21 protein-coding genes are annotated in these 22,751 nt (G+C 46.3%); 13 read left to right on the top strand and 8 right to left on the bottom strand.

The genetic code is table 11. The features are described from left to right. The 7 genes from thiE to BEL05_RS00525 all read left to right on the top strand — a co-directional run bounded on the left by thiE (position 1) and on the right by BEL05_RS00525 (position 6,006). Positions 1-1,554 (top strand): thiamine phosphate synthase, encoded by a 1,554-nt coding sequence (thiE, locus tag BEL05_RS00555; RefSeq protein WP_069669949.1) that lies wholly within the window; start codon positions 1-3, stop codon positions 1,552-1,554. After that, the gene (locus tag BEL05_RS00550) at positions 1,541-2,320 is read left to right on the top strand and encodes a HesA/MoeB/ThiF family protein (protein WP_028765001.1); all 780 of its coding nucleotides are present in this window, start codon (positions 1,541-1,543) and stop codon (positions 2,318-2,320) included. The genes thiE and BEL05_RS00550 overlap by 14 nt, the downstream gene beginning before the upstream one ends. Continuing rightward, entirely contained in the window at positions 2,307-2,516 is a 210-nt protein-coding gene (gene thiS, locus BEL05_RS00545) for a sulfur carrier protein ThiS (protein WP_028765002.1), read from the top strand. Before BEL05_RS00550 ends, thiS begins: the two co-directional genes overlap by 14 nt. Before the next feature lies 1 nt (position 2,517). After that, on the top strand, positions 2,518-3,291 hold the full coding sequence (locus BEL05_RS00540) for a thiazole synthase (protein WP_069669948.1): 774 nt from the start codon (positions 2,518-2,520) through the stop codon (positions 3,289-3,291). Positions 3,292-3,299: 8 nt separating this feature from the next. Continuing rightward, positions 3,300-4,424, top strand: coding sequence for a 2-iminoacetate synthase ThiH (thiH, locus tag BEL05_RS00535; RefSeq protein WP_028765004.1), 1,125 nt, complete (start codon positions 3,300-3,302; stop codon positions 4,422-4,424). Between the two features lie 90 nt (positions 4,425-4,514). After that, positions 4,515-4,790 (top strand): chemotaxis protein, encoded by a 276-nt coding sequence (locus BEL05_RS00530; protein ID WP_069669947.1) that lies wholly within the window; start codon positions 4,515-4,517, stop codon positions 4,788-4,790. Between the two features lie 4 nt (positions 4,791-4,794). Further along, a complete protein-coding gene (locus BEL05_RS00525) occupies positions 4,795-6,006 on the top strand; it encodes a putative metalloprotease CJM1_0395 family protein (RefSeq protein WP_069669946.1) in 1,212 nt (403 codons plus the stop codon). Positions 6,007-6,059: 53 nt separating this feature from the next. Here the strand turns inward: BEL05_RS00525 and BEL05_RS00520 are convergent, their stop codons facing one another. The 8 genes from BEL05_RS00520 to cmoA are packed head-to-tail and all read right to left on the bottom strand — an operon-like array spanning position 6,060 to position 14,665. Further along, the gene (locus BEL05_RS00520; protein ID WP_028765006.1) at positions 6,060-6,944 is read right to left on the bottom strand and encodes a LysR family transcriptional regulator; all 885 of its coding nucleotides are present in this window, start codon (positions 6,942-6,944) and stop codon (positions 6,060-6,062) included. A gap of 48 nt (positions 6,945-6,992) precedes the next feature. Further along, positions 6,993-8,096, bottom strand: coding sequence for a DUF3541 domain-containing protein (locus BEL05_RS00515; RefSeq protein WP_083250267.1), 1,104 nt, complete (start codon positions 8,094-8,096; stop codon positions 6,993-6,995). Further along, positions 8,071-9,741: a hypothetical protein gene (locus BEL05_RS00510; protein WP_069669945.1), complete on the bottom strand. Its 1,671-nt coding sequence runs from the start codon at positions 9,739-9,741 to the stop codon at positions 8,071-8,073. Before BEL05_RS00510 ends, BEL05_RS00515 begins: the two co-directional genes overlap by 26 nt. Then, the gene (locus BEL05_RS00505) at positions 9,704-10,660 is read right to left on the bottom strand and encodes an alpha-L-glutamate ligase-like protein (RefSeq protein ID WP_028765008.1); all 957 of its coding nucleotides are present in this window, start codon (positions 10,658-10,660) and stop codon (positions 9,704-9,706) included. Before BEL05_RS00505 ends, BEL05_RS00510 begins: the two co-directional genes overlap by 38 nt. Before the next feature lie 2 nt (positions 10,661-10,662). Further along, complete coding sequence (locus BEL05_RS00500) at positions 10,663-12,165, bottom strand: inactive transglutaminase family protein (RefSeq protein ID WP_028765009.1); 1,503 nt, start codon at positions 12,163-12,165, stop codon at positions 10,663-10,665. Positions 12,166-12,203: 38 nt separating this feature from the next. Then, complete coding sequence (locus BEL05_RS00495; RefSeq protein ID WP_028765010.1) at positions 12,204-12,920, bottom strand: ATP-dependent zinc protease family protein; 717 nt, start codon at positions 12,918-12,920, stop codon at positions 12,204-12,206. Between the two features lie 24 nt (positions 12,921-12,944). Then, positions 12,945-13,937: a tRNA 5-methoxyuridine(34)/uridine 5-oxyacetic acid(34) synthase CmoB gene (cmoB, locus tag BEL05_RS00490; RefSeq protein ID WP_028765011.1), complete on the bottom strand. Its 993-nt coding sequence runs from the start codon at positions 13,935-13,937 to the stop codon at positions 12,945-12,947. Continuing rightward, positions 13,934-14,665 (bottom strand): carboxy-S-adenosyl-L-methionine synthase CmoA, encoded by a 732-nt coding sequence (gene cmoA / locus BEL05_RS00485; protein ID WP_028765012.1) that lies wholly within the window; start codon positions 14,663-14,665, stop codon positions 13,934-13,936. The genes cmoB and cmoA overlap by 4 nt, the downstream gene beginning before the upstream one ends. 149 nt (positions 14,666-14,814) lie before the next feature. Here cmoA and BEL05_RS00480 point away from each other — a divergent pair, with 149 nt between their 5' ends. The 6 genes from BEL05_RS00480 to ruvB all read left to right on the top strand — a co-directional run bounded on the left by BEL05_RS00480 (position 14,815) and on the right by ruvB (position 22,558). Beyond that, the gene (locus BEL05_RS00480) at positions 14,815-17,610 is read left to right on the top strand and encodes a transporter substrate-binding domain-containing protein (protein ID WP_069669944.1); all 2,796 of its coding nucleotides are present in this window, start codon (positions 14,815-14,817) and stop codon (positions 17,608-17,610) included. Positions 17,611-17,778: 168 nt separating this feature from the next. Continuing rightward, positions 17,779-19,560 carry an aspartate--tRNA ligase gene (gene aspS / locus BEL05_RS00475; protein WP_069669943.1) on the top strand — a complete coding sequence of 594 codons (1,782 nt, stop codon included), beginning with the start codon at positions 17,779-17,781 and terminating at the stop codon, positions 19,558-19,560. A 67-nt stretch (positions 19,561-19,627) separates the two neighbouring features. Next, positions 19,628-20,374 (top strand): YebC/PmpR family DNA-binding transcriptional regulator, encoded by a 747-nt coding sequence (locus BEL05_RS00470; RefSeq protein ID WP_028765015.1) that lies wholly within the window; start codon positions 19,628-19,630, stop codon positions 20,372-20,374. 14 nt (positions 20,375-20,388) lie between these two features. After that, entirely contained in the window at positions 20,389-20,910 is a 522-nt protein-coding gene (gene ruvC, locus BEL05_RS00465) for a crossover junction endodeoxyribonuclease RuvC (RefSeq protein WP_028765016.1), read from the top strand. Beyond that, complete coding sequence (gene ruvA / locus BEL05_RS00460; protein ID WP_028765017.1) at positions 20,907-21,524, top strand: Holliday junction branch migration protein RuvA; 618 nt, start codon at positions 20,907-20,909, stop codon at positions 21,522-21,524. Before ruvC ends, ruvA begins: the two co-directional genes overlap by 4 nt. Before the next feature lie 20 nt (positions 21,525-21,544). Beyond that, complete coding sequence (gene ruvB, locus BEL05_RS00455) at positions 21,545-22,558, top strand: Holliday junction branch migration DNA helicase RuvB (RefSeq protein ID WP_028765018.1); 1,014 nt, start codon at positions 21,545-21,547, stop codon at positions 22,556-22,558. Positions 22,559-22,751: the final 193 nt, after the last annotated feature.

Below are 22,751 nucleotides of genomic sequence, written 5' to 3'. Positions count from 1 at the left end.
ATGGATAGCGTTATCAGTAAGTCCATTGTTTGGACTATCGCTGGCTCCGACAGTGGTGGTGGTGCTGGAATTCAAGCCGATCTTGCTACCATTAACGACTTAGGTTGTCACGGCTGCACTGTGATCACTGCGTTGACGGTACAAAATTCTGTTGCGGTTGAGCAGGTAGAGCCCGTCAGCGTTGACTTAATGCTGCAGCAACTTAATTGCTTGCTTAAGGATTTACCGCCTAATGCGATCAAGGTGGGCTTGCTCTGCAATCAAGCACAGATCAATGCGCTAGCCAATTGGTTAGCCATCATTTTAAATGACTATCAAACGCGTCATGGGGTGAGTATTGCAGTGGTTGTTGACCCTGTAATGGTGGCAAGTTGTGGCGATGCACTGGCTAATGGGTTAGATTTTTCGCCATTAACCGGGCTGATAACCTTGTTTACGCCCAATAGCGCCGAACTGTCAGTACTCATGGGGAAGCCGCTCAACACGCTTAGCGAAGTCAGCCTCGCGGCGACAACATTGGCGAGCACCTTAGGGTGTAACATTCTTGCTAAAGGGGGGGATAAAGGCGGCTTATGGCACAAAGATAGCGCAAAGGATCTTTATGTTTGCGCTGAGGTGGATAGGGTATCAGCACGGCACCAACATCGACAATTTATGCTCAGCAGCCAGCGTGTCGACAGCCGTAATCATCATGGTAGTGGCTGCTCGCTCTCATCTGCCATCGCCGCAGCTATGGCAAAGGGCTATGTATTACATGATGCAGTGGTGATTGCTAAGGCCTATGTAACTGCAGGGATCCGTGATGGTTATCAGCTAGGGGATGGCCCCGGCCCATTGGCGAGAACCGGTTGGCCGAAGAGTCTTGAAATGTTTCCTTCGATTGCTTCATTCGATGATGGCCCCAGCTTACAAGCAGCAAGTGCCTTTAAAAAGCTAGACACATCGATTGGAGTTTACCCCGTAGTGAGCTCAATTGCAGTGTTGGAATCACTATTAAAGGCAGGTGCAAAAACGGTACAACTTCGGGTTAAATCAGTTGATGATCCGCTCCTTGAGCAAAAGATCCAGCAAGCAATAAGTTTAGGGGAGACCTATCAAGCGCAAGTCTTTATAAATGACCATTGGCAACTCGCAATAACTCATGGCGCATCGGGTATTCATTTGGGACAAGAAGATCTCTACCACGCTGATTTAGCGGTGATATCACAGTCGGGTATCGCGCTCGGTGTGTCGAGTCATGGCTATTTTGAGCTGCTACTTGCCGCGCAGATCAAGCCATCCTATATCGCAGTCGGCCATATCTTTGCGACCACAACAAAGGAGATGCCCTCATTACCACAAGGGCTAGACAGGCTGAGGCACTACGCGGAACTGCTGGAGAACCATTTTCCAAGTGTTGCCATAGGAGGCATAGATATTAATAACCTGGCTGCCGTCAAAGCCACTGGTGTTAACAATGTGGCAGTAGTGCGAGCGGTGAGCAATGCACTATCGCCAGCTGACGCTTACCGTACTTTAAGCCAAGGCTGGGAGGCAATAAATGTCACTGAATGATGAGCAGTTTATTCACTATTCAAGGCAGATATTGCTGCCAGAACTGGGGGAGTATGGTCAAACGGCACTGATGAGCGCTCATGTTGCAATTGTCGGTATTGGTGGGCTAGGTAACTTATGTGCGCAATATTTAGCGGCTGCAGGGGTTGGACGTCTTACCTTGATTGATGGAGATAGCGTAGAGGTGAGCAATTTGCCTCGCCAGCTTATTTTCGCCGCACGAGATAGTGGTAAAAATAAAGCTAAGGTTTGCGCCGATAAACTGCGTGCCGTTTATGCTGATTGTGATCTCATCGCAGCAGATTGCTTCATCGACAACGCCAACGCGAGCTTGCTTTTAAAGGATGCATCATTGGTGCTCGATTGCAGTGACAATTTTGAAACTCGTCAGCTTATCAACCTATGCTGTGTCCGCGACAGTATTCCAAGCGTTATCGCCTCAGCCGTTCATTTTAGTGGCCAGCTACTTACAGTGGATCTTGTTCGTTATCCCCAAGGGGGCTGTTACCACTGTTTGTTTCCCTGTGAGCTAAAAGTCAGTCAGCGTTGCAGTACCACTGGTGTATTAGGGCCCATGGTTGGGGTAATGGCATCGATGCAAGCATTACAGGCGATAAAGCACATTGCCAAGATAACGCCTAACGCTGGCGAGCTGCTGCGTTTTGACGGCTTGTCAATGGTAACTCGCCACGCCACGCTTGCAAGAGATCCCTCATGCGCGGTTTGCCACACTAAAGTGAAGGAGAGAACAGATGAATCAAATTAACATCAAGGTGAACGGTGAGCCGTTTACCGTATCGAAGGATGAATCACTCGAGACATTGTTATTGTCTTACCAGGTCAACCTAAACAGTGTGGCGCTGGTTAGAGGGGGGCAAGTGGTGCCAAAAACCTTATGGGCAATCACTCCTTGTGAAGCCGATGATGAGATCGAACTGTTTGGCGTTGTCGCGGGAGGATAATATGTTAAAAATTGCTGATACCGTGTTTGACTCTCGTCTATTTACCGGGACGGGAAAGTACGCTTGTGCGAATACGATGCTTGCAGCTATTGAAGCCAGTCGATCACAACTGGTGACGATGGCAATGAAGCGACTCGATTTCCACTCAGGCAGTGATGACATATTAAGGCCTTTGCAAGGGAGCAATATCAAATTGCTGCCTAACACTTCGGGAGCAAGAAATGCCCAAGAAGCGGTATTTGTGGCGGAACTTGCGCGGGAAGTGTTGGGCACTCATTGGATAAAACTGGAGATCCACCCCGATCCAAAATATTTAATGCCCGATCCGATAGAGACCCTAAAAGCTGCTGAGATCTTGTGTAATAAGGGCTATGTGGTGCTGCCTTATGTGCATGCCGATCCTGTTCTTTGTCGGCGGTTGGAGGAGGTGGGCTGCGCTGCAGTGATGCCCCTTGGTAGCCCTATTGGATCTAATCAGGGGTTAGCCACGGAAACCTTCCTTAAGATCATCATTGACCAAGCAAAGGTGCCCGTGGTTGTGGACGCAGGGATCGGTACACCATCTCAGGCGATGCAGGCGATGGAGCTAGGTGCCGATGCTGTATTGGTGAACACGGCGATTGCGAGCAGCGCTGATCCAATCTTGATGGCGCGCTGTTTTGCCGAGGCCGTTGACACTGGACGCTCTGCATACTTAGCTGGACTAGGAAAAGTCAGTGCTGTTGCGCAACATACCAGTCCCCAGCAAGCGCCTTTAACAGCCTTTTTGGATTAGGAGCTAAAATGAGCTTTTATGAATGCTTACAGGCTCTACCAAGAGCGCAGTTGCAGATGTCACTTTATAACGCAACGGCTGCAGATGTCGAATCGGCGTTGTTGGGGTGTCAGGGCGATCTATCGGGTCTGTTAGCCTTGCTTTCGCCGGCGGCAGAGCCCTACTTAGAGCGGATGGCACAACAAGCGGCTGGGTTAACTCGTCAACGTTTTGGTAGAAATATTGGTATGTACCTACCTATGTATGTGTCTAACCTTTGTGCCAATGAGTGTGATTATTGTGGCTTTAGCATGAGCAACAAAATCAAGCGGAAAGTGCTCAATCACAGAGAGCTTGAGGCCGAAATGGCGGTGATAAAGTCACAGGGTTTTGACTCGATTCTAATTGTTTCGGGTGAGCATGAAACTAAGGTGGGAATAGATTATTTTGCCTCAATGATACCTGATGTTAAACGCCAATTTAGTTATGTTGCCATGGAGGTGCAACCATTGAAGGAGAGCGAATATCATGATTTAGTGGAACTTGGCTTAGATGCAGTGATGCTATATCAGGAAACCTACAATCCAATAACCTATCAAGCGCATCATACTCGGGGTAAAAAGCAAGATTTTCAATATCGGCTTGAGTCGCCCGAACGTATTGCGCGAGCGGGTGTTGACAAAATTGGCCTAGGAGTGTTGTTAGGCCTTGATGATTGGCGCCTAGACGCTCTCTTGATGGGTCATCATTTGGACTATTTAGAAAAGCAGTTTTGGCGCACTCGTTACAGTATATCGCTACCGCGCCTACGTCCTTGTGTCGGTGGCATCGCCCCTAAGGTTGAGTTAACTGACAGAGGACTTGTGCAGCTGATTTGTGCATTTAGGTTGTTCAACGCAGAGCTTGAGATCAGCCTGTCTACCCGCGAATCGACGAGTCTTAGAGATAATTTATTAGGGTTAGGTATTACTCAAATGAGTGCGGGCAGCTCGACTCAACCTGGTGGTTACGTCAGTCCGGATACTGAACTGGATCAATTTGAGATTAGTGACGATCGTAGTGCAGAAGAAGTGGCTAATGTTATGAAGTCTCGAGGGTTTGTGCCAGTTTGGAAAGATTGGGAGCGTGGCTGGCGACCTACTCTGTCTGATTAGAACCGTATAAGCCTCGTTATTACTGTACTTTTAAGTAAATTTGGCCAATAATTGTACTAAATATGTGTATAGCGGATCGGAGTGCGTGGTATGGAAATTCCATCAAGTTTCTCATCTGGATTATCAGGGCTGCAAAGTGCTCAATCTGGGTTAACTCAAGCAACGGTAGATGTTGCAAAACCAGCACAGCCTGTTAATCAATCCACTGAAGCATTGCAATCAGAAACAGCACAGCCTGTGGAAGCGGTTGATAAAACCTCTGCGTTGGTTTCAGCAGTAGAAGCTGGCCAGCAAGGGGAAGCGGCAGTTGAAGTACTGGAAGTTTCAAATGAAACGCTAGGTACTGTGATTGATATAAAGGTATAACCTAGTGAATGGCGTTATCTCTGCGCCTTCATCATCGGTGAATCAGGCAACTGTTTCGCCGATTTCTGTTGTCAAAAGCAGTACAAGTTTTTCTCCTTCTCAGACAGCCACCGTGTCCAGCCCAAAGGGAAAGGCTGTCGCTGCACCACTCTCTACTCCTATATCTGTAGCATCGCTCTCTACCGCCGAGACTGGCGGTTTCACGAGTCCAGAGATCACTTCGGTTCAATCTGATATAGGCTCGACAAGTTTCAGTTTGTCCCAAGGGCCAATGAGTCTCGCAGGCTTAATTAACAGCGTGGCAAGTGGCGCATCTCAAGCGGAACCTCGCCCCAGTCAGTCGATATCTCCTAATGCTAATGGTGTTGGCCAAAGTCCACAAACAGACGTCCAATTAACGCCTACTGACAAGGATTTTGAGCCGATATTTGATAATCAAGAGGCAGCCGATAAGGACACTAATGCAGCTCAAGCTACTCAAGATTATTCACCTTTTGATGAGGAGCAAGATACAGATCGCAACTCAGATAGCCAAGCGAGTGACCGCGCGGAGGCATTGAGGCAGCAGATTGAGCTTGATACGCTAGCTAAACGTGATGCCGAGGTGAAAGCTCATGAACAAGCGCACGCCAACGTGGGGGGAAATTTTGCTCGCAGTCCTAGTTTTAAGTATGAGCAGGGCAGTGATGGGAAGCGTTATGCCGTAGATGGTGAGGTGGCGATTGATATCTCAGTGGTCTCAGGGGATCCGCTCGCAACAGTCAATAAAATGAAACAAGTTTATGCGGCCGCGATGGCACCTGCTCAGCCGTCAATGGCAGATATCCGTGTGGCAAGCGAAGCGCTGCGTAAAATGAATGAGGCGAAAAGCCAACTAGCTATAGAGCGGCAGGAGAAAGCCGTGACCGTCGCTGATATGGCGCCGCTGATCGGTGCGGAAAATGCTATTAAAGGGGTCGTTTTTCCGGAGCCAATACAAACTCAGATCGCTGGCAAAGTTGATGGAAATGGGCGGATCTCGGCTTCTAGAGTCGATTCACCATCAGGCCTAGATGACAATCGTTCGCCTTCTCGTAGCATTGAACACATTAGTCGACAAATTTTGGCATCTAGTCCGGCAGAGCAGTCAAACCATTATCAAGACCATGCCATTAGTGGTATGTACCAGTCTCAATCACAAATAAGTACGTCTAATGCGATTGATTTCACGGTCTGATTGATATCTATGTTCTACATATAAGCCTTATCTTTTCTAATTTCTCACTGTTTTTAATGTTGCGCCAAGATCAGCTGTTCTAGCAATTTTGATGCGGGTCCTTGGTTGTCGCGATTGGGCACGGTTAAGCTCAATACAACTCGCCGGTGACTACTGCCATTGAGGGTTAGTTGATGCAGTTTGCCCTGTTCAATAAGCGGGAAAACAAGATGCGTGGGTATCCAGCAAAAACCAAGCCCTTTATGGAGTATTGATAAAGCTTCATGAAAATTTGCTACCGTCCATCTACGCTCAGCCTTTAACCAGCCAATATCTATTTGGGATAGTTGGCCTGTATCTTTAATGACAATTTGCAAGTGTTCCGCTAAGGTGCGATCGTCGATTGGCGCAGTGAGCTGAGCCAAGGGATGCGAAGGGGGACAAACCAAGGTAAACTCTATTTCGGTGAGTGGTTCGGCCAAGAAACCCTTAGGTGTTGGGCTACCGACGATGGCGATATCGACTTTCTCTGCTTCGATTAACTCATGGGTTCCAGTGATCACAGAGTCTAAAATAGTGATACGAGTCCCGCGACTTAAGGGCTCAAATTCACTTAATGCATCGACCAATTTATCCATCGGATAGATGATCTCTCTGGCTATAACCAAGGTTGGTTCCCAACCCTTTTCTAAATTCTTGGCTAACTGTTCTAGCTCAGTGACGGAGCGCGTAATATGCCTAGAACGACGCAGCAAGACTTCTCCTGTTTTGGTTAAGTAGGCCTTTCGACCTCTAACTTCGAGTAGTGCAACCCCTAGTTGTGTCTGCAGTTTTGCGACAGCGTGGTTTAGTGATGATTGGCTTTTATTCAACTTATCAGCTGCTTGCGCGTATCCGCCGTAGTCAACCACAGCCTGTAAAATACGCCATTGTTCTAGTGTTGATTTTGACTGACTCATTAGCTATCCAGAGTAATGTGTGGCCAAGCGACTACTCGGCCTACATGATTAAGGTTTTATGCTTACCTGCTTAGGAAGATACTTTTTAGTTGCCTTGAGCTTATGGAAATATGGCCCTTGGTGCAGCGTTTCAGGCCAGTTAAGTAGCATCATGGCGAGGACGTTACGGTGCTCACCGAGTGCGAGATCTGGGTTACCACGTGGTGATGGGATCGTGGCGACTTTTGGGTCATATGCATTAATGATATGGGCTTGGGTCTTCTTAACAACAGGGTGATTTGAAAGCCCTGCTAAATGAAAGCTTATGCCCACCTCAGCGATAATATCATCTGTTGCGTCGGCAAGGATCCTGTCGATATTGGCGTCAAAATAGTCCAGAATCCAGGCAAAAGTCTGCTTGTCGACTTGATGTTGATAGTATTCACTGGCAGCAAAGATAAAGTGAGTCATGCCATAGATTTTGTTTCTAAACTGCTTTTTGTTTAGCTTTTTGTCACGACTATCAGGATAGACCTCGTTAAATGCTGTTTTGTACTCTTCAATGTAATCACCCACACCGAGTTGCTTGGCCCAATAAACATAGTTAATAAGCTGTGCTGCCCAAGCCTCTATCATCGCCTTATCGGTAAGGCCCGGTTTTAGATCGGTATTTTTGAGAGCTTTGGTAAGCTTTTCATGGCATGGACCCGTTAAGCCAAATTCATCGATTCGGCTAGAAAATCTCAGTAATACATCCGTATAGAAGAGGAACTCAGGGAAAGGTTTAAGGGCCTTTTTGCGTGCCTTAGCGCGTGGACCTTTACCCAGTACTGCAATAGCAGCTTTAGCCTCTTGCTCAATAAAGCCCGGCTTATCTAACTGACAGGCATAGTAAGCTTGTGAGTCGACTACCGCATAAAGATCAACGAGTGCCGAATTGGCATATTGTGTATCACCAGTCATACGGTAGAGCCTTATACCATAATGCCCCTGTACGCGCGGTGGCAGTTGATATAGGTGTGATTCTAAACTTTGTTGTATACCATCGCGGACTTGTTCTAAGTCATTTGCTTTGACCTCAGCACTGGCGTAGCCAGAGCCTAAAAGAAGACTCAGCGCCGTCGCGGCGGCGATCGCACCTATTGACTTAGGTAAGTGGGTTAGCTTGAACATATAAAATCCTATCAATCAAAGAGGTTGTGGAGAGTGATTTACCCAACACTTGTGTTAATTGCTCATTCAAGGAGAGATGATCTTCATTTATCAATAATAGTGAGAATGTCTCTGGTATTGTGTGTTGATGCTTGCTGGTGACATAGAGAAACTGTCCTAAACTCTGTTGCCATAGCGCTTGATAATAGAGCGGTCCTTGTTTGGCAATACCACTAAAACTGTAGATCGCATCGCTAGCTTCTGGCCAGTGGTGGTTAAAGCTTAAGTAAAATTGGTTATTTAAATTTGTGTATAATGCGTTACTCGGTATTTGATAAGCGTTGAGCGCCAATTTACTGCGAAAGACTTTCTGTTGAGTTGCGAAGGTTTGTAATATCGCTTCACGGCTGGATTGAGTTAGTGTTGGTAGTAAAGTCTCGCCTAAATATTGTGCCAACCAATGTTGTGCGATAGCACTACTATCTTGGGTTTCGCCTAGCGTATTGACAAGATAATAGCGACTTCCATGGCTAAATTGGGTGATAATTTTACTCATTTCGGTCAATAGCTGCTGCTGATCGCGATAACTATCAAGGGTTATAGGTAAGCGTAAAGAGAATTGGCCAAACTGCATTCCGACAACGGTTTGTCGTATTCTGGTTGCGCGAATTTGTGCGCCATCCATGAAGTAGATGTCGCCCAATAAACGTTCTCCATGCCATAGCCGATGTAGCTGAGGCGTAATGATTTCGGCGCGCAGGTCAAAGATTGCTAAAGCTTGGTATAGCTGGTTAATAAATTGATCACTGGTTTGTTTAGTGACGCGCGTTTTGGGCGCGTTTGCCAATGTGCTGCCAATCTCCCATGGGGAAAGCGTTACATGGGTCATGCCATCGAGATACTGCTTGAGTAACTTAGGTGTTGCGAGCAACTGGCCACTGAGTGCATCGCTAGCATGATCGCTAAACCCGCGGGTTTGTGCCAGATGATTTCGGCTATCGATCAGCTGTCGTAGGGCGGCGTGGTTTTTGCTTTTAGCACGGGTTTGGTAGGCCTGCCACACCAACTGTTTGCAATGGGTGTCTTGCTGTTTAATTAAATATGAGGCAATTGACTGATTAAACGGTTTGTCAGTGCTCTCAAAACTTGGCGCCAAGTTAAGTTGGCATTGCGTGTCACCAAAATCGAGGGTTAAGCCTTGCGATTTAAGGCCGTGCAGAATCGTGGCTTGAGCGGAATGTTGCTGGGCCTTTTGCGCAAGAGTATGTTGGTGAAGAGAGAGCTGAGTCAGACGGCTGTGCAATCTTTGATGTGCGGGCTCTGCTGATGATGCAAGGGAGCGTTCAATATTGATCAGCGCGGGGCTTTTTAGCAATTGAGACATCTCATCGGCTAAGTGCAGTTGACATTGGATAAGCATCTCATTGTCGTCGCTATTTAACGTAAATTGCCGATAGTAATTAACCCTATCTTTTAAATTAAACAACCCAAGTGTTGCACGCTCGAGTGCGATCGCTTGATTTGCCGCATCATTCGCCGCAAAAGCGGTTGCCGTTGGCAACTCAAATTGCATACATTGCTGGCTCAGAAGGGCGATAGGCGAGGCGGCTTGCGCCGCCAAATGCAGACTAGCTGCAAGCGCTATGGCTAAAATGCGTTTTAGCATAGGCGACACGCTCTTCAACGGACATTGATTTGTTTTTCATCTGTTCGACATGGCGCAGGTGAGGCAAAATACCTCGACCATTGGCGATTTGAATAGCCAGCCCTGGTCGAGCGTTGAGCTCTAATAGCAAGGGTCCAAGTTGTTGATCCAGCACCATGTCTGTACCTAGGTAACCTAACTCACTCATCTCATACGCTTTCGATGCGGTATGAAGCAAAGTATCCCAATGAGGCACAACAATATCTGTCAGCTTTTTATCTGTGTCCGGATGGAAATCAATGGGTTTATCAAATTGAACCGCATGAAGCCCTTTACCGGTGGCAATGTCTAATCCCACGCCGACAGCACCTTGATGTAAGTTTGCTTTGCCGTCAGAAGCTGCGGTAGATAGACGTAACATTCCCATCACAGGAAAACCTTTAAAAACAATAAGCCGTATATCAGGTACGCCTTCATAGGAGTAGCCGTCAAAGACAGGATCAAATTGAATTAGCCCTTCAACAATAGCGACATCAGGCTTACCACCCAGTGAAAACAAGCCACTGAGAATGTTTGATACATGTCTGTCAATCTCACTGGGTGTGACCTCATTGCCATTGGGTTTAAAATAGTGGCCATTATCCACCTTAGTGATCACTAAAATCCCTTTTCCTCCCGATCCCTGTGAAGGTTTGATAACAAAGCCATCTTTGTTATTGACCATTTCAGGGATGTGAGATATCTCATGCTGTTGGCATACCGTACCGATCAGCGCTGGCACAGCAATATTATTTGCTAACGCTAGTTGTTTGGTGGTCAGTTTATCATCCACACGTTTGTAATATTTACGTGGGTTGTAACGTCCAATAAAGTCTATATTGCGTTTGTTCATGCCCAAGATACCTTGGGCTTTGAGCGCCTGAGGGCGCGCGAGAAACATGACTACTCTCCCGCCAATGGCTTAAAGCGCTTAAGTTCTAACAACTTGTAGCCAGTGTATTGGCCCATTAATAACACCATCGCTAAAATCACTAAGTGAATGCCGAGGAAATTAAATACCCAATGCTGTACCCACGTTGCGCTCATGGCAAGATAGGCTAGGGTTGCCACAAACAAACTGCCTCCGCCTTGTACCACGACCTCTTTTGCGCCTTCCTCTTCCCATAGGATTGACATTCTTTCGATGGTCCATGCCAGAATGATCATCGGGAAAAAGGTGATGGTTAAGCCTTCACTCAAACCGAATTTATAGGAGAGTAAGGTGAAGAGGCCGATAATGCCGATCACCACAATAATGACTGCCGATATTCGCGAGATCAGTAACAGGTTCAGTTCTGATAGATAGGAGCGGATCATTAAGCCAAATGCAACAATAAGTAAAAAGCCAACTAAGCCCGTTAAGAGCGTTGTTTGGATAAAGGCGAGGGCGATAAGCACTGGCATAAAGGTACCAGAGGTTTTGATCCCAATAATCACCCTTAAAAATACCACCATCAATACACCGATAGGAATAAGTAAAATCCCCTTAAACAGGCTTTGCTCTTCTAGCGGCAACTGATACAAAGAGAAATCTAAGGCGTCTTTGTTTTTTAACACATCAATAGAGGTGGCTAATGCTGAACGTGTGTCCTGCAACATTGAGAAGCTGACCAGCGAATTGACACCACCTACGACATCTAAGGTTGATTTCCCGGTTCTGTCCCATATCAGTAAATTGTCAGGACGGCCTTGGCTACCATCTGCTGGGTTAAACAGTAACCACTCTCCTTGATGATAGACTTCAACAAATGTTGTTAGCTGCTGACGTCGGCGTTGATCTTCCAAAAATAGTCCATTGACCTTTTTGGCTGGGATCCCTTTGCTATTGAGCATTTGTACAAAGAGATTCGCGGCAGAGTTGCCAGACAAGAGTAGTTCGATATTTTGACTGCGATCAGAGGCATTAAAGCTTTTGTTTAGCTGTTGTGCAAAAGACAAATTGGTTGCGCTACGAGACCAGACTTCATCCATTATCTGCTCTGCAGCGGCTTTCTCTGTAGCCGGCCAATTATACTCCACCGCCTCAGGTTCGGCCTGGGCAATTACTTGGGTTTTTCCTGTAGGGACCAAGGTGACTTTATAATACAGGTCTTGTTGACCACGAGCTTGCCTTACTGACCAAGTCGCATGTCGACCAGAACTGTCATTGGCGATAGTTAAGCCGTAGCCTGGAGAGGTCGCATTTTCTACTAGAATTTCAAAGGCGGGATCATTAGGCAGAGAAAACTTAACTTCTGCAGGTTCACCCGTGCCCTGAAAGCTTACTTTAGCATCTACGGCCCAACTCTGTACTTGTTCGCCAGGTAAAAAAGGCACATTGTGTTCTATGCCTCGATACACACTGGCAGCGACTCCCGCTAAAAATAGCAGTGCGACTAAGATGTAAAACGGTTTTCTAGAATGCATTGAAGACATATCCTATTTTAGTTTGCTGTCACACTGAGTTATTTTTTGCTATGGATGAAGGTTTGCGCCACATCAACGACCGCGATGTCTTGCATAAACTTACGACCTAACAAGAGTTGATATTCGAGATGGCTGCGGTCGACCAGATTTAAATCAGTCTCCGCTTTATACTTACCTATCTGTAGATGAGCGTGGATTACGGGACGGCGATCACTTTTCTCGTCAGAGTCTTGTTTAATGCGGACAAATCGTTCGACTTTAGATTCAAATGTTTGCGGTGTTTTGTCACTGCCTTGGGTAAATACGTCAAACCTTACCCACTGCTTGCCGTCACGTTCAAACAAGATGATGTTGTGTGCATCCAATGACGATGACTCTGCCCCCGTGTCGATACGGGTTTCAAAACTGGCTTTGATTTCGTCGATGAAGACATGTTCCACGGCGCCCAGCACGAACTTATCACCAATAGGTGATGCCTTACACTCAACAGGTACCTCGACGATTTTCTCTTCAGCGGGCTGTTGAGCAGCGGCCACGGCGATGGCAAGGGTATCTATTTGTTGACTTAATGCTGCAATAGATTGATTTTGATTTTGTTGGTTAGTGTTTATGAGCTGTTCAATATCAGCGCGCTGCTGATTTAAGCTCGCACTAAGGGTTGAAGTATCAACTGGTTGAGGTTTGTCTGCGCTATTTGTTGCTGCGCAACCGACAAGTGCAGTGGCAATGGTCAGGGCGATAATCTGCTTTAACATAGTGCTTCCCGTTTACTATTTCAATTAGATCAAATCTTTATTGGGTTGATTTTTGGTGGCCACGAAGGTTGCACGTTTAGGCGCTGGGTATCCTTCGACAGTGAGACTGATGTCACTAGGGTCTAAATAATCGACCAATGACTCATTGGGCATCCAAGGTGTACTGCGCTGCTCTGCAAGTGAGGTGACATCAATATCGACACATTTCACATCCACAAAGTCGGCTTTTTTCAGCCATGCTTCTAACGCTTTAGCCGATGGTAAAAACCAAACGTTATTCATTTTCCCATAGCGATCACCAGGAACCAGAACAGTGTTTTCATCACCATCGACAACTAAGGTTTCCAACACTAACTCTCCACCTGCACGCAGTTGATCACGCAGTTGCAATAGATGATCAATGGGTGAGCGACGATGATAGAGTACGCCCATTGAGAATACCGTATCAAAGGCATCTAATGGTGGCAGTTCTTCGATACCGAGTGGTAAAAAGTGCACTGGATGTTGATCTCCAGCGATGCGCTTTACCGCTTCAAACTGGCAAAGAAACAGCGGTGAAGGGTCGATGCCGACGACATGTTTAGCCCCATCGCCAAGCATACGCCACATATGATAACCACTGCCACAGCCTACATCTAATACTGTGCGATTATTAAGTGGCGAGATATGAGGCTGTACTCGATCCCACTTCCAATCTGATCGCCATTCGGTATCAATATGAATACCGTGCAGGGAATAGGGGCCTTTGCGCCAAGGTTTAAAGATTTTCAGCAGATTTTCTAGCTTCTCTTTTTCACCAGGGGTTAATTGCTCGCCACTGCCTACCATCACATCGGTACTGAAATTAATGGTATCAGGTAGTGGATAGTGTAATTTATTGAGCACTTTTTCCCATTTAGGTAGGTCACCGTGTTTATTCTCACGTTGCCAGTTACCTAATATGGCTGGCAAGGTTTCTAACCAATGCTGCAGACTCGAGTCTGCGATATGTTTGTAAAAAGAGCTAAAGCTGATCACTTGATTGCCACCATAGATGCAAAATTAAAACACTGGAACCATACGCTAAAATGACTGAAACCTTGTTCTCTTAGACGCTGTTCATGTTGAGGTAACGAGTCGGGTTTCATTACGTTTTCGAGCGAACTACGCTTTTGGCTAATTTCAAGTTCGCTGTAACCGTTGGCTCGTTTGAAATCGAGATGCAGTTGATCGAGTAATGACTGGACTGGTGCATCTTCAAACGTGAGTTTTTCTGATAACACTAATAGCCCCCCGGGCACTAAGCCGTTGTGGATTTTTTTCAGTAGCATCTCACGGTCATCGGGCGCTAGGAACTGCATGGTGAAATTAAGTACCACCATTGACGCATTTTCAATATTAATGTCTCGTATGTCGGCACACACTAAATCGACTGGCGTATCACTGACATATGCGCTGAGGTTTTGGGAACAACGCTCAACCATTGATTCACTATTGTCCACCGCAATGATACGACAGTTGCGGCCATCGATATGGCGACGAATATTCAGTGTCGCAGCGCCTAAGGAACAGCCTAAATCATAAACATGACTCGACGGTGTCACGAATTTATCGGCAAAGTCACCTAATGTATTGATTATTTGTCCGTAACCCGGCACGGAACGTTTAATCATGTCATTGAACACACCGGCAACTCGATCATCAAATTGAAAGTCGCTAATATTTTCACAAGCTTGGGCGTAAATAGTGTCTTGAGATGAGTTCATCAGAGTTTTTTTAATAAAATCAATTTTTCATTTTAGCGAATGATAACAGTTAGCAGCAAGTGTAGTACTGGAAATTATGGATAAAATTCTGTCTAATAGCCTAATTACAACAAAAAATTTACAGCGACATGACGTTCTAGGAATAATCATTGAACTCACTTATTCGTTTTCTTATCGGTTTAACTTGCTGCTTTTCATTTTTACTTGCGGCGGCCGAGAGTCAGAAGCCATTAGTTTTAGTCATGGGGGAAGACAGTTATCCCTATCAATTTGTAAGTGACAATGGCGAGCCTAAGGGCTTACTTGTCGACCTATGGCGAGAGTGGGCTTCGCAGACCCACACTCCCGTCGTATTTGTTGTCCGTCATTGGAAAGATTCCTTAATCCAACTTGCCGAGGGTGATGCCGACATTCATTTGGGAATGGGGATCACCGATGAACGTCGGGAGCTGTTTGATTTTGCCAGCCCCATAACTTCTGTTAGTACCTATCTCTATTTACGTAATAATTTGAAAGATAAAACCGCCTTTTCGCAGCTGCTTCCATACCGTATTGGGGTTGTACGAGGATCTTCACATCAATCGATACTCAGTCAGCAGGTAAGTGGCCTTGCGTTTAGCGAATATAGCAGCCGTGCTGCTTTGATGGATGCCGTCCTAAATGGAGAGGTTGATATTTTTGCTGGGATGGAAGGTTACCTAAAAGATTCAGTGGTGAGCAGAGCGGTATTAGAAGCATTCCCTTTAGACAATCGTATATTAATTAAGAAGACGGCTATCGTACCTGCGGTGACGAAGGGAGATAGCGCTCTGCTAGAGAAGATTAACACTGGGATGTCGGAAATTAGCCAAGAGAGCTTGGAGCATATAGAGAAAAATTGGCTTGGTTACAGCCGTGATACCAGAACGTTAGTCATAGCAACCACAAATAACATTGAACCATTTGTTGATATCGGTGGTGATGGTCAACCCCATGGTATGTATATCGATATTTGGAATTTGTGGTCTAAAAAAACCGGCATACCCGTTGAGTTTAAACCAGAGAGCATGGCTAATGCGCTTGATGACTTAAAGTATAACCGTGCCGATTTTCATATTGGGTACCCTGAAAGCGATACCATGAAAACTAACTATCATCGCGCCCAATTGCTTTATCAGGTGAAGAGTCGCTTATTCAGCTTTAAACAGCCACTCAGTGATTTGGCGGCCTTAGATGGTAAAATTGTCGGTGCGGTGCCAACGGCTCCCTATATCGATAAATTAAGGGCAGCATTACCAGAGGTGGAGTTGAAACTGTATTCGGGTGTGGACCAGATGATTGAAGCTGCGCAGCAAGGGCATATTAGTGCGTTTGTCGCTTCTTCGGCTTGGACGCAACATTACCTACTCAAAGCGGGCGCATGGGCTGACTTCCATCTTTACCGCCCGCTCTATTTTACGACCGATATCTACGCACTCACTCGCAATGAAGATAAAGGACTTGCACAGCGTATCTCAGCTGGTTTCGAGCTGATAACCCCGGCAGAATTAGGCAGGATAGAAGCTAAATGGGTCATAGATAGTGATGATCATACTGTGGCCGATGCACATCAGCCGCTTAAACTGTCGGCAGAGGAACAAGCCTATTTAGCCAGATTGCCCGCACTAAAAATGGGCTTTTTACAGTCTTGGAAACCGATGGAGTTTGAAGATAAACAAGGCCTGTTTGCGGGGATAAATAGCCAAATAAGTGAGCAGATAGCTACAGCGTTAAACCTGAAGCTTAAACCTGTGATGTTTACTGAGTGGAATGCGTTATTGACGGCATTAAAACGCGGCGACATCGATATTGCAGGCAGTGTCGCACAGACGCCTGACAGGGAAGCCTCTCTGTTGTTTTCTGAGTCTTACTGGCCGTCACCTTGGGGGTTGGTTACTAACTTAAATCAAGTGACCGCATTTAATTTGGCACAACTCAGCGGTAAACGTCTGGCTATCGTCGAAGACTATCATTTGGTCTCAAATTTAGTGAGTAAAGATTATGGTATCGAGTTGGTATTAGTGCCCAATACCCGCGCAGGTATCGATGCGGTTGCTCAAGGGAAGGCCGATGGCTTTATCGAAAAAGTCATCAACATGTCAGTCGCGTTAATGGATGACGACTATCACTCTCTTAAAATGTCGGTACTGGCAGACTTTTCGGAGGAGCAGAGTCATTTTGGACTGCATCCAAGCTTAAAACCTTTGGTACCGATCTGGGATAAAGCGATTTCACAGATTAGCGTGGAGATGCAACAAGCGATTTATCAACGCTGGCTGGGTAACAATGAACAAGGACACAGTGCGCAACTGACATGGCGCAGTAGCTTTTATCTGTTACTCTTGCTTAGTGGGGTGCTTATCGCCCTGGTCAGCTGGTTTGCGTTTCAGCGTGGCGCTCGTCGCCATAACGGCTTGCAGCAACAGATCGTGAAATTGGGCCATTTTGATACGTTGACAGGGCTGCCCAATCGCACTTTGCTGGACGACAGATTAGAACAGTCAATGTTGCTTCATCGACGCGAGATGCAGCCTTTTGCCGTGTTGTTTATTAGTTTCGATAATATGCATACGGTTAATCAGCAATATGATCATCAAATTGGCGATCAAGTGCTAAAGCTAGGTACGAGCAAGCTTAAAAAGATGATTAGAAAGTCTGATACCTTAGCGCGCTTTGGCGGCAACGAATTTGTGTTAATCCTTAATCGACCCAAAGACCTCGACAAAGTCTGTCAGGTGGCCGATGGCATGATTAGCGCCTTTGCAGCACCTTTTGCCATCAATGGCGATCATGTGGCACTATCGGTCAGCATAGGGATAGCTATGTACCCCAATGAAGGGGATACTGTGGTTGAATTACTTAAAGTAGCAGACAAGCATATGGCCAGAGCCGTCGCTCAAGGTGGCAATTGTTATCGAAGCGCGTAAATCGCTATATTAGATAACGAATTGCTGGTTATTTGCCCAACCTATTAATTGACTTCCCCATAACGGGATGAAGTTGTTTTGAAATCGGCAATATTTCACTATAATGCCGCTTTTGTCATGTATTGAATATTCCCAAGCACGGCTTTGTGGATGAAAGGAAAGGGTTAGATGCGCAGTCATTATTGTGGAGACGTCAATCGGTCTCACGTTGGAGAAGAAGTCACTCTAGTCGGTTGGGTAAATCGAAGCCGAGATTTAGGTGGTGTAGTCTTTTTAGATTTACGCGACCGTGAGGGGATTATCCAGGTTGTTTACGACCCAGATTTACCTGAAGTGTTCGATATCGCCAGCACACTACGTGGTGAGTTTTGTGTGCAAGTGACGGGTCTTGTCCGTGCTCGCCCAGACAGCCAGATTAATGACCAGATGCGCACCGGTGAAGTGGAAGTGTTAGGTAAAGCGTTAACTATCCTCAATGCTTCATCGCCGCTACCGATCAACATGGACAAAAACCAGCACAACACTGAAGAGCAGCGTTTGAAATATCGCTATCTTGATCTACGTCGTCCAGAGATGGCGGATCGTATTATTTTCCGCTCAAAAGTGACTAGCGCTGTACGTCGTTTCCTTGATGGTAACGGTTTCTTAGATATTGAAACGCCAATCTTGACCAAGGCCACACCTGAAGGTGCACGCGACTATTTGGTGCCTAGTCGTACATATAAAGGGCAGTTTTTTGCGCTACCACAATCACCACAGCTGTTTAAACAGTTATTGATGATGTCAGGGTTTGATCGTTACTACCAAATCGTTAAGTGTTTCCGTGATGAAGACTTACGTGCTGACCGTCAACCTGAATTCACCCAGATTGATATCGAAACCTCATTCATGACTTCGCAACAGGTGATGGACAAGACCGAGGAGATGGTACGCGGCCTCTTTAAAGAGTTGCTTAATGTTGACTTAGGCGAGTTTCCTAAGATGACATTTGAAGAAGCGATGCGCCGTTTTGGCTCAGATAAGCCAGACTTGCGTAACCCGCTTGAGTTGATCGATGTTGCCGATTTAGTCAAAAATGTTGACTTTAAAGTGTTCCAAGAGCCAGCCAACGATGTCGAAGGCCGTGTAGCTGTGATCTGTGTACCTGGTGGTGCTTCGCTTTCGCGTAAGCAACTCGATGAGTATGGCAAGTATGTCAACATCTATGGTGCTAAAGGCTTAGCTTGGATGAAAGTTAACGAGCTAGAAAAGGGCCTTGAAGGAATTCAGTCTCCTGTACTCAAGTTCCTGAGCGAAGAGGTTGTTAATGGCATTTTGACCCGTACCAGCGCAGCTAATGGCGATCTGATACTCTTTGGCGCAGATAAAGCCAACATCGTCGCTGAAGCAATGGGCGCGTTACGCCTTAAAGTTGGTGAAGACTTTGACCTGCTGCAAGGTGACTGGAAGCCACTTTGGGTTGTTGATTTCCCAATGTTTGAGCGCACCTCTGACGGTGGACTGCATGCTATGCATCATCCATTTACCGCGCCAAGTAATATGTCGCCAGCAGAACTTGAAGCCAATCCAACTGCCGCTCTCTCTGACGCTTACGACATGGTGCTTAATGGTTGTGAACTCGGTGGCGGCTCGGTTCGTATCCACAACAGTGAGATGCAATCTGCGGTATTTAGAATTCTAGGGATTAATGACGAAGAAGCTCAAGAAAAATTTGGCTTCTTACTCGAGGCACTTAAATACGGTACGCCTCCGCATGCCGGTTTAGCGTTTGGTTTGGATCGGATCATCATGCTAATGACTGGCGCGAGCTCAATTCGTGATGTCATGGCCTTTCCAAAAACCACGACTGCGGCATGTCCGTTAACCAATGCACCGGGTTTTGCTAACCCGCAGCAACTGGAAGAGCTGGGTGTGAGCGTTATCGAAACCAAACAAGGTGACGCAGAGTAAAAAGTACAATTAAAGCCGAGCATACTAGCTCGGCTTTTTCGAGTTAATCTCGAATAAGGAGTAACACATGGCAGGTCATAGTAAATGGGCCAACATCAAACACCGTAAAGCGGCTCAAGACGCCAAGCGCGGTAAACTCTTTTCTAAGTTCATTCGTGAGCTCACCGTTGCAGCGAGAGAGGGCGGTTCAGACCCTGATGCAAATCCAAGACTACGTGCGGCAATCGACAAATCACTCTCCAACAACATGACCCGTGATACGGTTGAACGTGCAATTAAGCGTGGTGCGGGTGAGTTAGATGGTCAAGTGCTTGAAACGATAATGTATGAAGGCTACGGACCTGGCGGTACCGCGGTAATGGTTGAAACCATGACCGATAACCGCAATCGTACCGTTTCTGGTGTGCGTAATGCCTTTAGCAAATCTGGTGGCAATTTAGGCACTGACGGCTCAGTCGCCTACCTATTCGAAAAGCGTGGCGTTATCTCTTATGACGAAGGTAGTGACGAAGATATCATTATGGATGCGGCGCTTGATGCTGGTGCTGATGACGTTGTGACAAACGAAGATACCTCTATTGACGTCTACACCACCCCAGACACCTTTGGTGCAGTAAAAGATGCCTTAGATGCAGCGGGCTTAGACTCGATTAATGCTGAGGTCACCATGATCCCATCAACCAAAGCAGATTTGGATGCCTCTACCGCCCCTAAGTTTCTGCGTTTGATTGATAACTTAGAAGATCATGATGATGTGCAAGAGGTTTATCATAATGCTGAGATCTCCGATGAGATCATGCAAGAATTAGAGTAGGTCTGCGAGACTTAATGACAATCATATTGGGTGTCGACCCTGGATCACGGATCACAGGTTATGGTGTGATCAAATGCCAAGGTAGGCAGCAGATTTATCTTGGTAGCGGCTGTATTCGTACTTCATCAGATGATCTTCCTTCTCGGCTTAAAGTGATCTTTGACGGTATCAGTGAAATCATTCGTCAATATCAACCCGATGAGTTTGCCATTGAACGTGTGTTTATGGCTAAAAATGCTGATTCGGCGTTAAAGCTGGGCCAAGCAAGAGGAGCCGCCATTGTCGCTGCCACCAACGCGGATTTGCCCGTGGCTGAATACTCAGCCACTCAGATTAAAAACGCCGTCGTGGGAACTGGTCGCGCGCAAAAGTCTCAAGTGCAGCATATGATCCAGCAGATCTTAAAATTACCTGCGGCGCCTCAGGCCGATGCTGCCGATGCTCTCGGTGTTGCCGTATGTCATTTTCACACCTATCAAAGCCTTATTGCCATGGGTGGTAAAGCGAATTCAAGAACATACGGAAGATATAGATGATTGGTCGACTTCGAGGTTTATTAATTGAAAAGCAGGCTCCAGAACTGCTGATTGAAGTGAATGGTGTTGGCTATGAGTTACAGATGCCGTTAACCAGCTTTTATGAATTACCAGACCTTAACCAAGAAGCGGTGATTTACACCCATTTTGTGGTGCGTGAAGATGCACAACTCCTGTATGGATTTGTCACAAAACAGGAGCGAGCCCTGTTTCGTCTGTTGATTAAAACGAATGGTGTCGGGCCTAAACTGGCGCTAACCATTCTTTCTGGGATGACCGCGGCAGAGTTTGTCAAATGTGTGGAACACGATGATATCGCGACCTTAGTGAAGTTACCTGGTGTGGGTAAGAAAACCGCTGAACGTCTGCTCGTTGAGATGCGCGATAAATTAAAGAGTCTAATGGAAGCGTCGGTGGGGTCAGAGCGAGAGTTTGTACTGCAATCTAATTACGCGCCCGCACCGCAAGTGAATACCGCTGAAGAAGATGCAATAGCGGCATTATTGGCACTAGGTTACAAACCTGCACAGGCAAGCAAAGCCGTCTCAGGGGCATACCTAGAAGGCATGAATTCAGAGGCGCTAATAAAAGCGTCGCTGAAATCTATGCTGTGAAGCGGTAGAGTGAGGAAAAAATGATAGAAGCCGATCGACTCGTCCATGCGCAGCCTCAAGGCATTGAGGAACGTGACGAGCAAATAGATAGAGCGATGCGTCCCAAGTTGCTCGACGAGTATACTGGGCAAGATGACACTCGAGCGCAATTAAAAGTGTTTATCGAAGCGGCGCAGAAGCGCGGCGAAGCGTTAGATCACATGCTGATTTATGGCCCACCAGGCTTAGGTAAAACAACATTGGCAATGATTGTTGCTAATGAGATGGGTGTTAATATCAAGTCAACCTCTGGTCCGGTACTCGAAAAAGCCGGTGATTTAGCTGCGTTGCTAACGAATCTTGAAGAGGGAGATGTATTATTTATCGATGAGATCCATCGTTTAAGTCCTGTCGTCGAGGAGATCCTTTATCCAGCAATGGAAGACTACCAATTGGACATCATGATTGGTGAAGGCCCTGCAGCTCGTTCGATTAAGCTTGAACTGCCACCCTTTACATTGATCGGTGCAACGACACGGGCTGGCGCGTTAACCTCTCCGTTGCGTGCACGATTTGGTATTCCGTTGAGATTAGAATTTTATAATGTGAAAGATCTCAGCAGTATCGTGACGCGATCGGCCAATGTGCTTGGGTTACCCATTGATGGGCCTGGCGCATTAGAGGTCGCACGTCGCTCTCGCGGCACACCGCGTATTGCCAATCGTCTGCTCAGAAGGGTGCGAGATTACGCTGAAGTTAAGCACGATGGTGAAATCGACAAACGAGTGGCTGATAGTGCGTTAGACATGCTTGATGTCGATGCTGAAGGGTTCGATTATATGGATCGCAAACTACTACTTGCAATTATCGACAAATTTATGGGTGGACCTGTGGGCCTAGATAATCTGGCCGCAGCCATTGGTGAAGAGCGAGAAACCATAGAGGATGTATTAGAACCCTTTTTAATACAGCAAGGGTTTATCCAACGAACGCCTAGAGGCCGTATCGCTACTCAACGAGCCTACCAACACTTTAATTTAATCAAGCCTGAGTAGCTGCATAGCTTATTTGTTCACATCTAATTATGTCTGCAAAGTCTATTTAATTTAGGCTTTGCGCTTGTATTTTTAAACCTGACTATACCCTGATTATTAATTTCATTTTATCTTTATGATGCATCCTGTATCAGTTGTTATTATTGGGTTAGTTGCTTTGCCTTTTTGTTTATTGCATTTCTTTTCGTTATAA

The organism is Shewanella colwelliana (genome assembly GCF_001735525.1).
In the GTDB taxonomy this organism is placed as follows: domain Bacteria; phylum Pseudomonadota; class Gammaproteobacteria; order Enterobacterales; family Shewanellaceae; genus Shewanella; species Shewanella colwelliana.
Note: the sequence above shows the minus strand (reverse complement) of the source record. Positions and strands in the feature narration are given on the sequence as shown.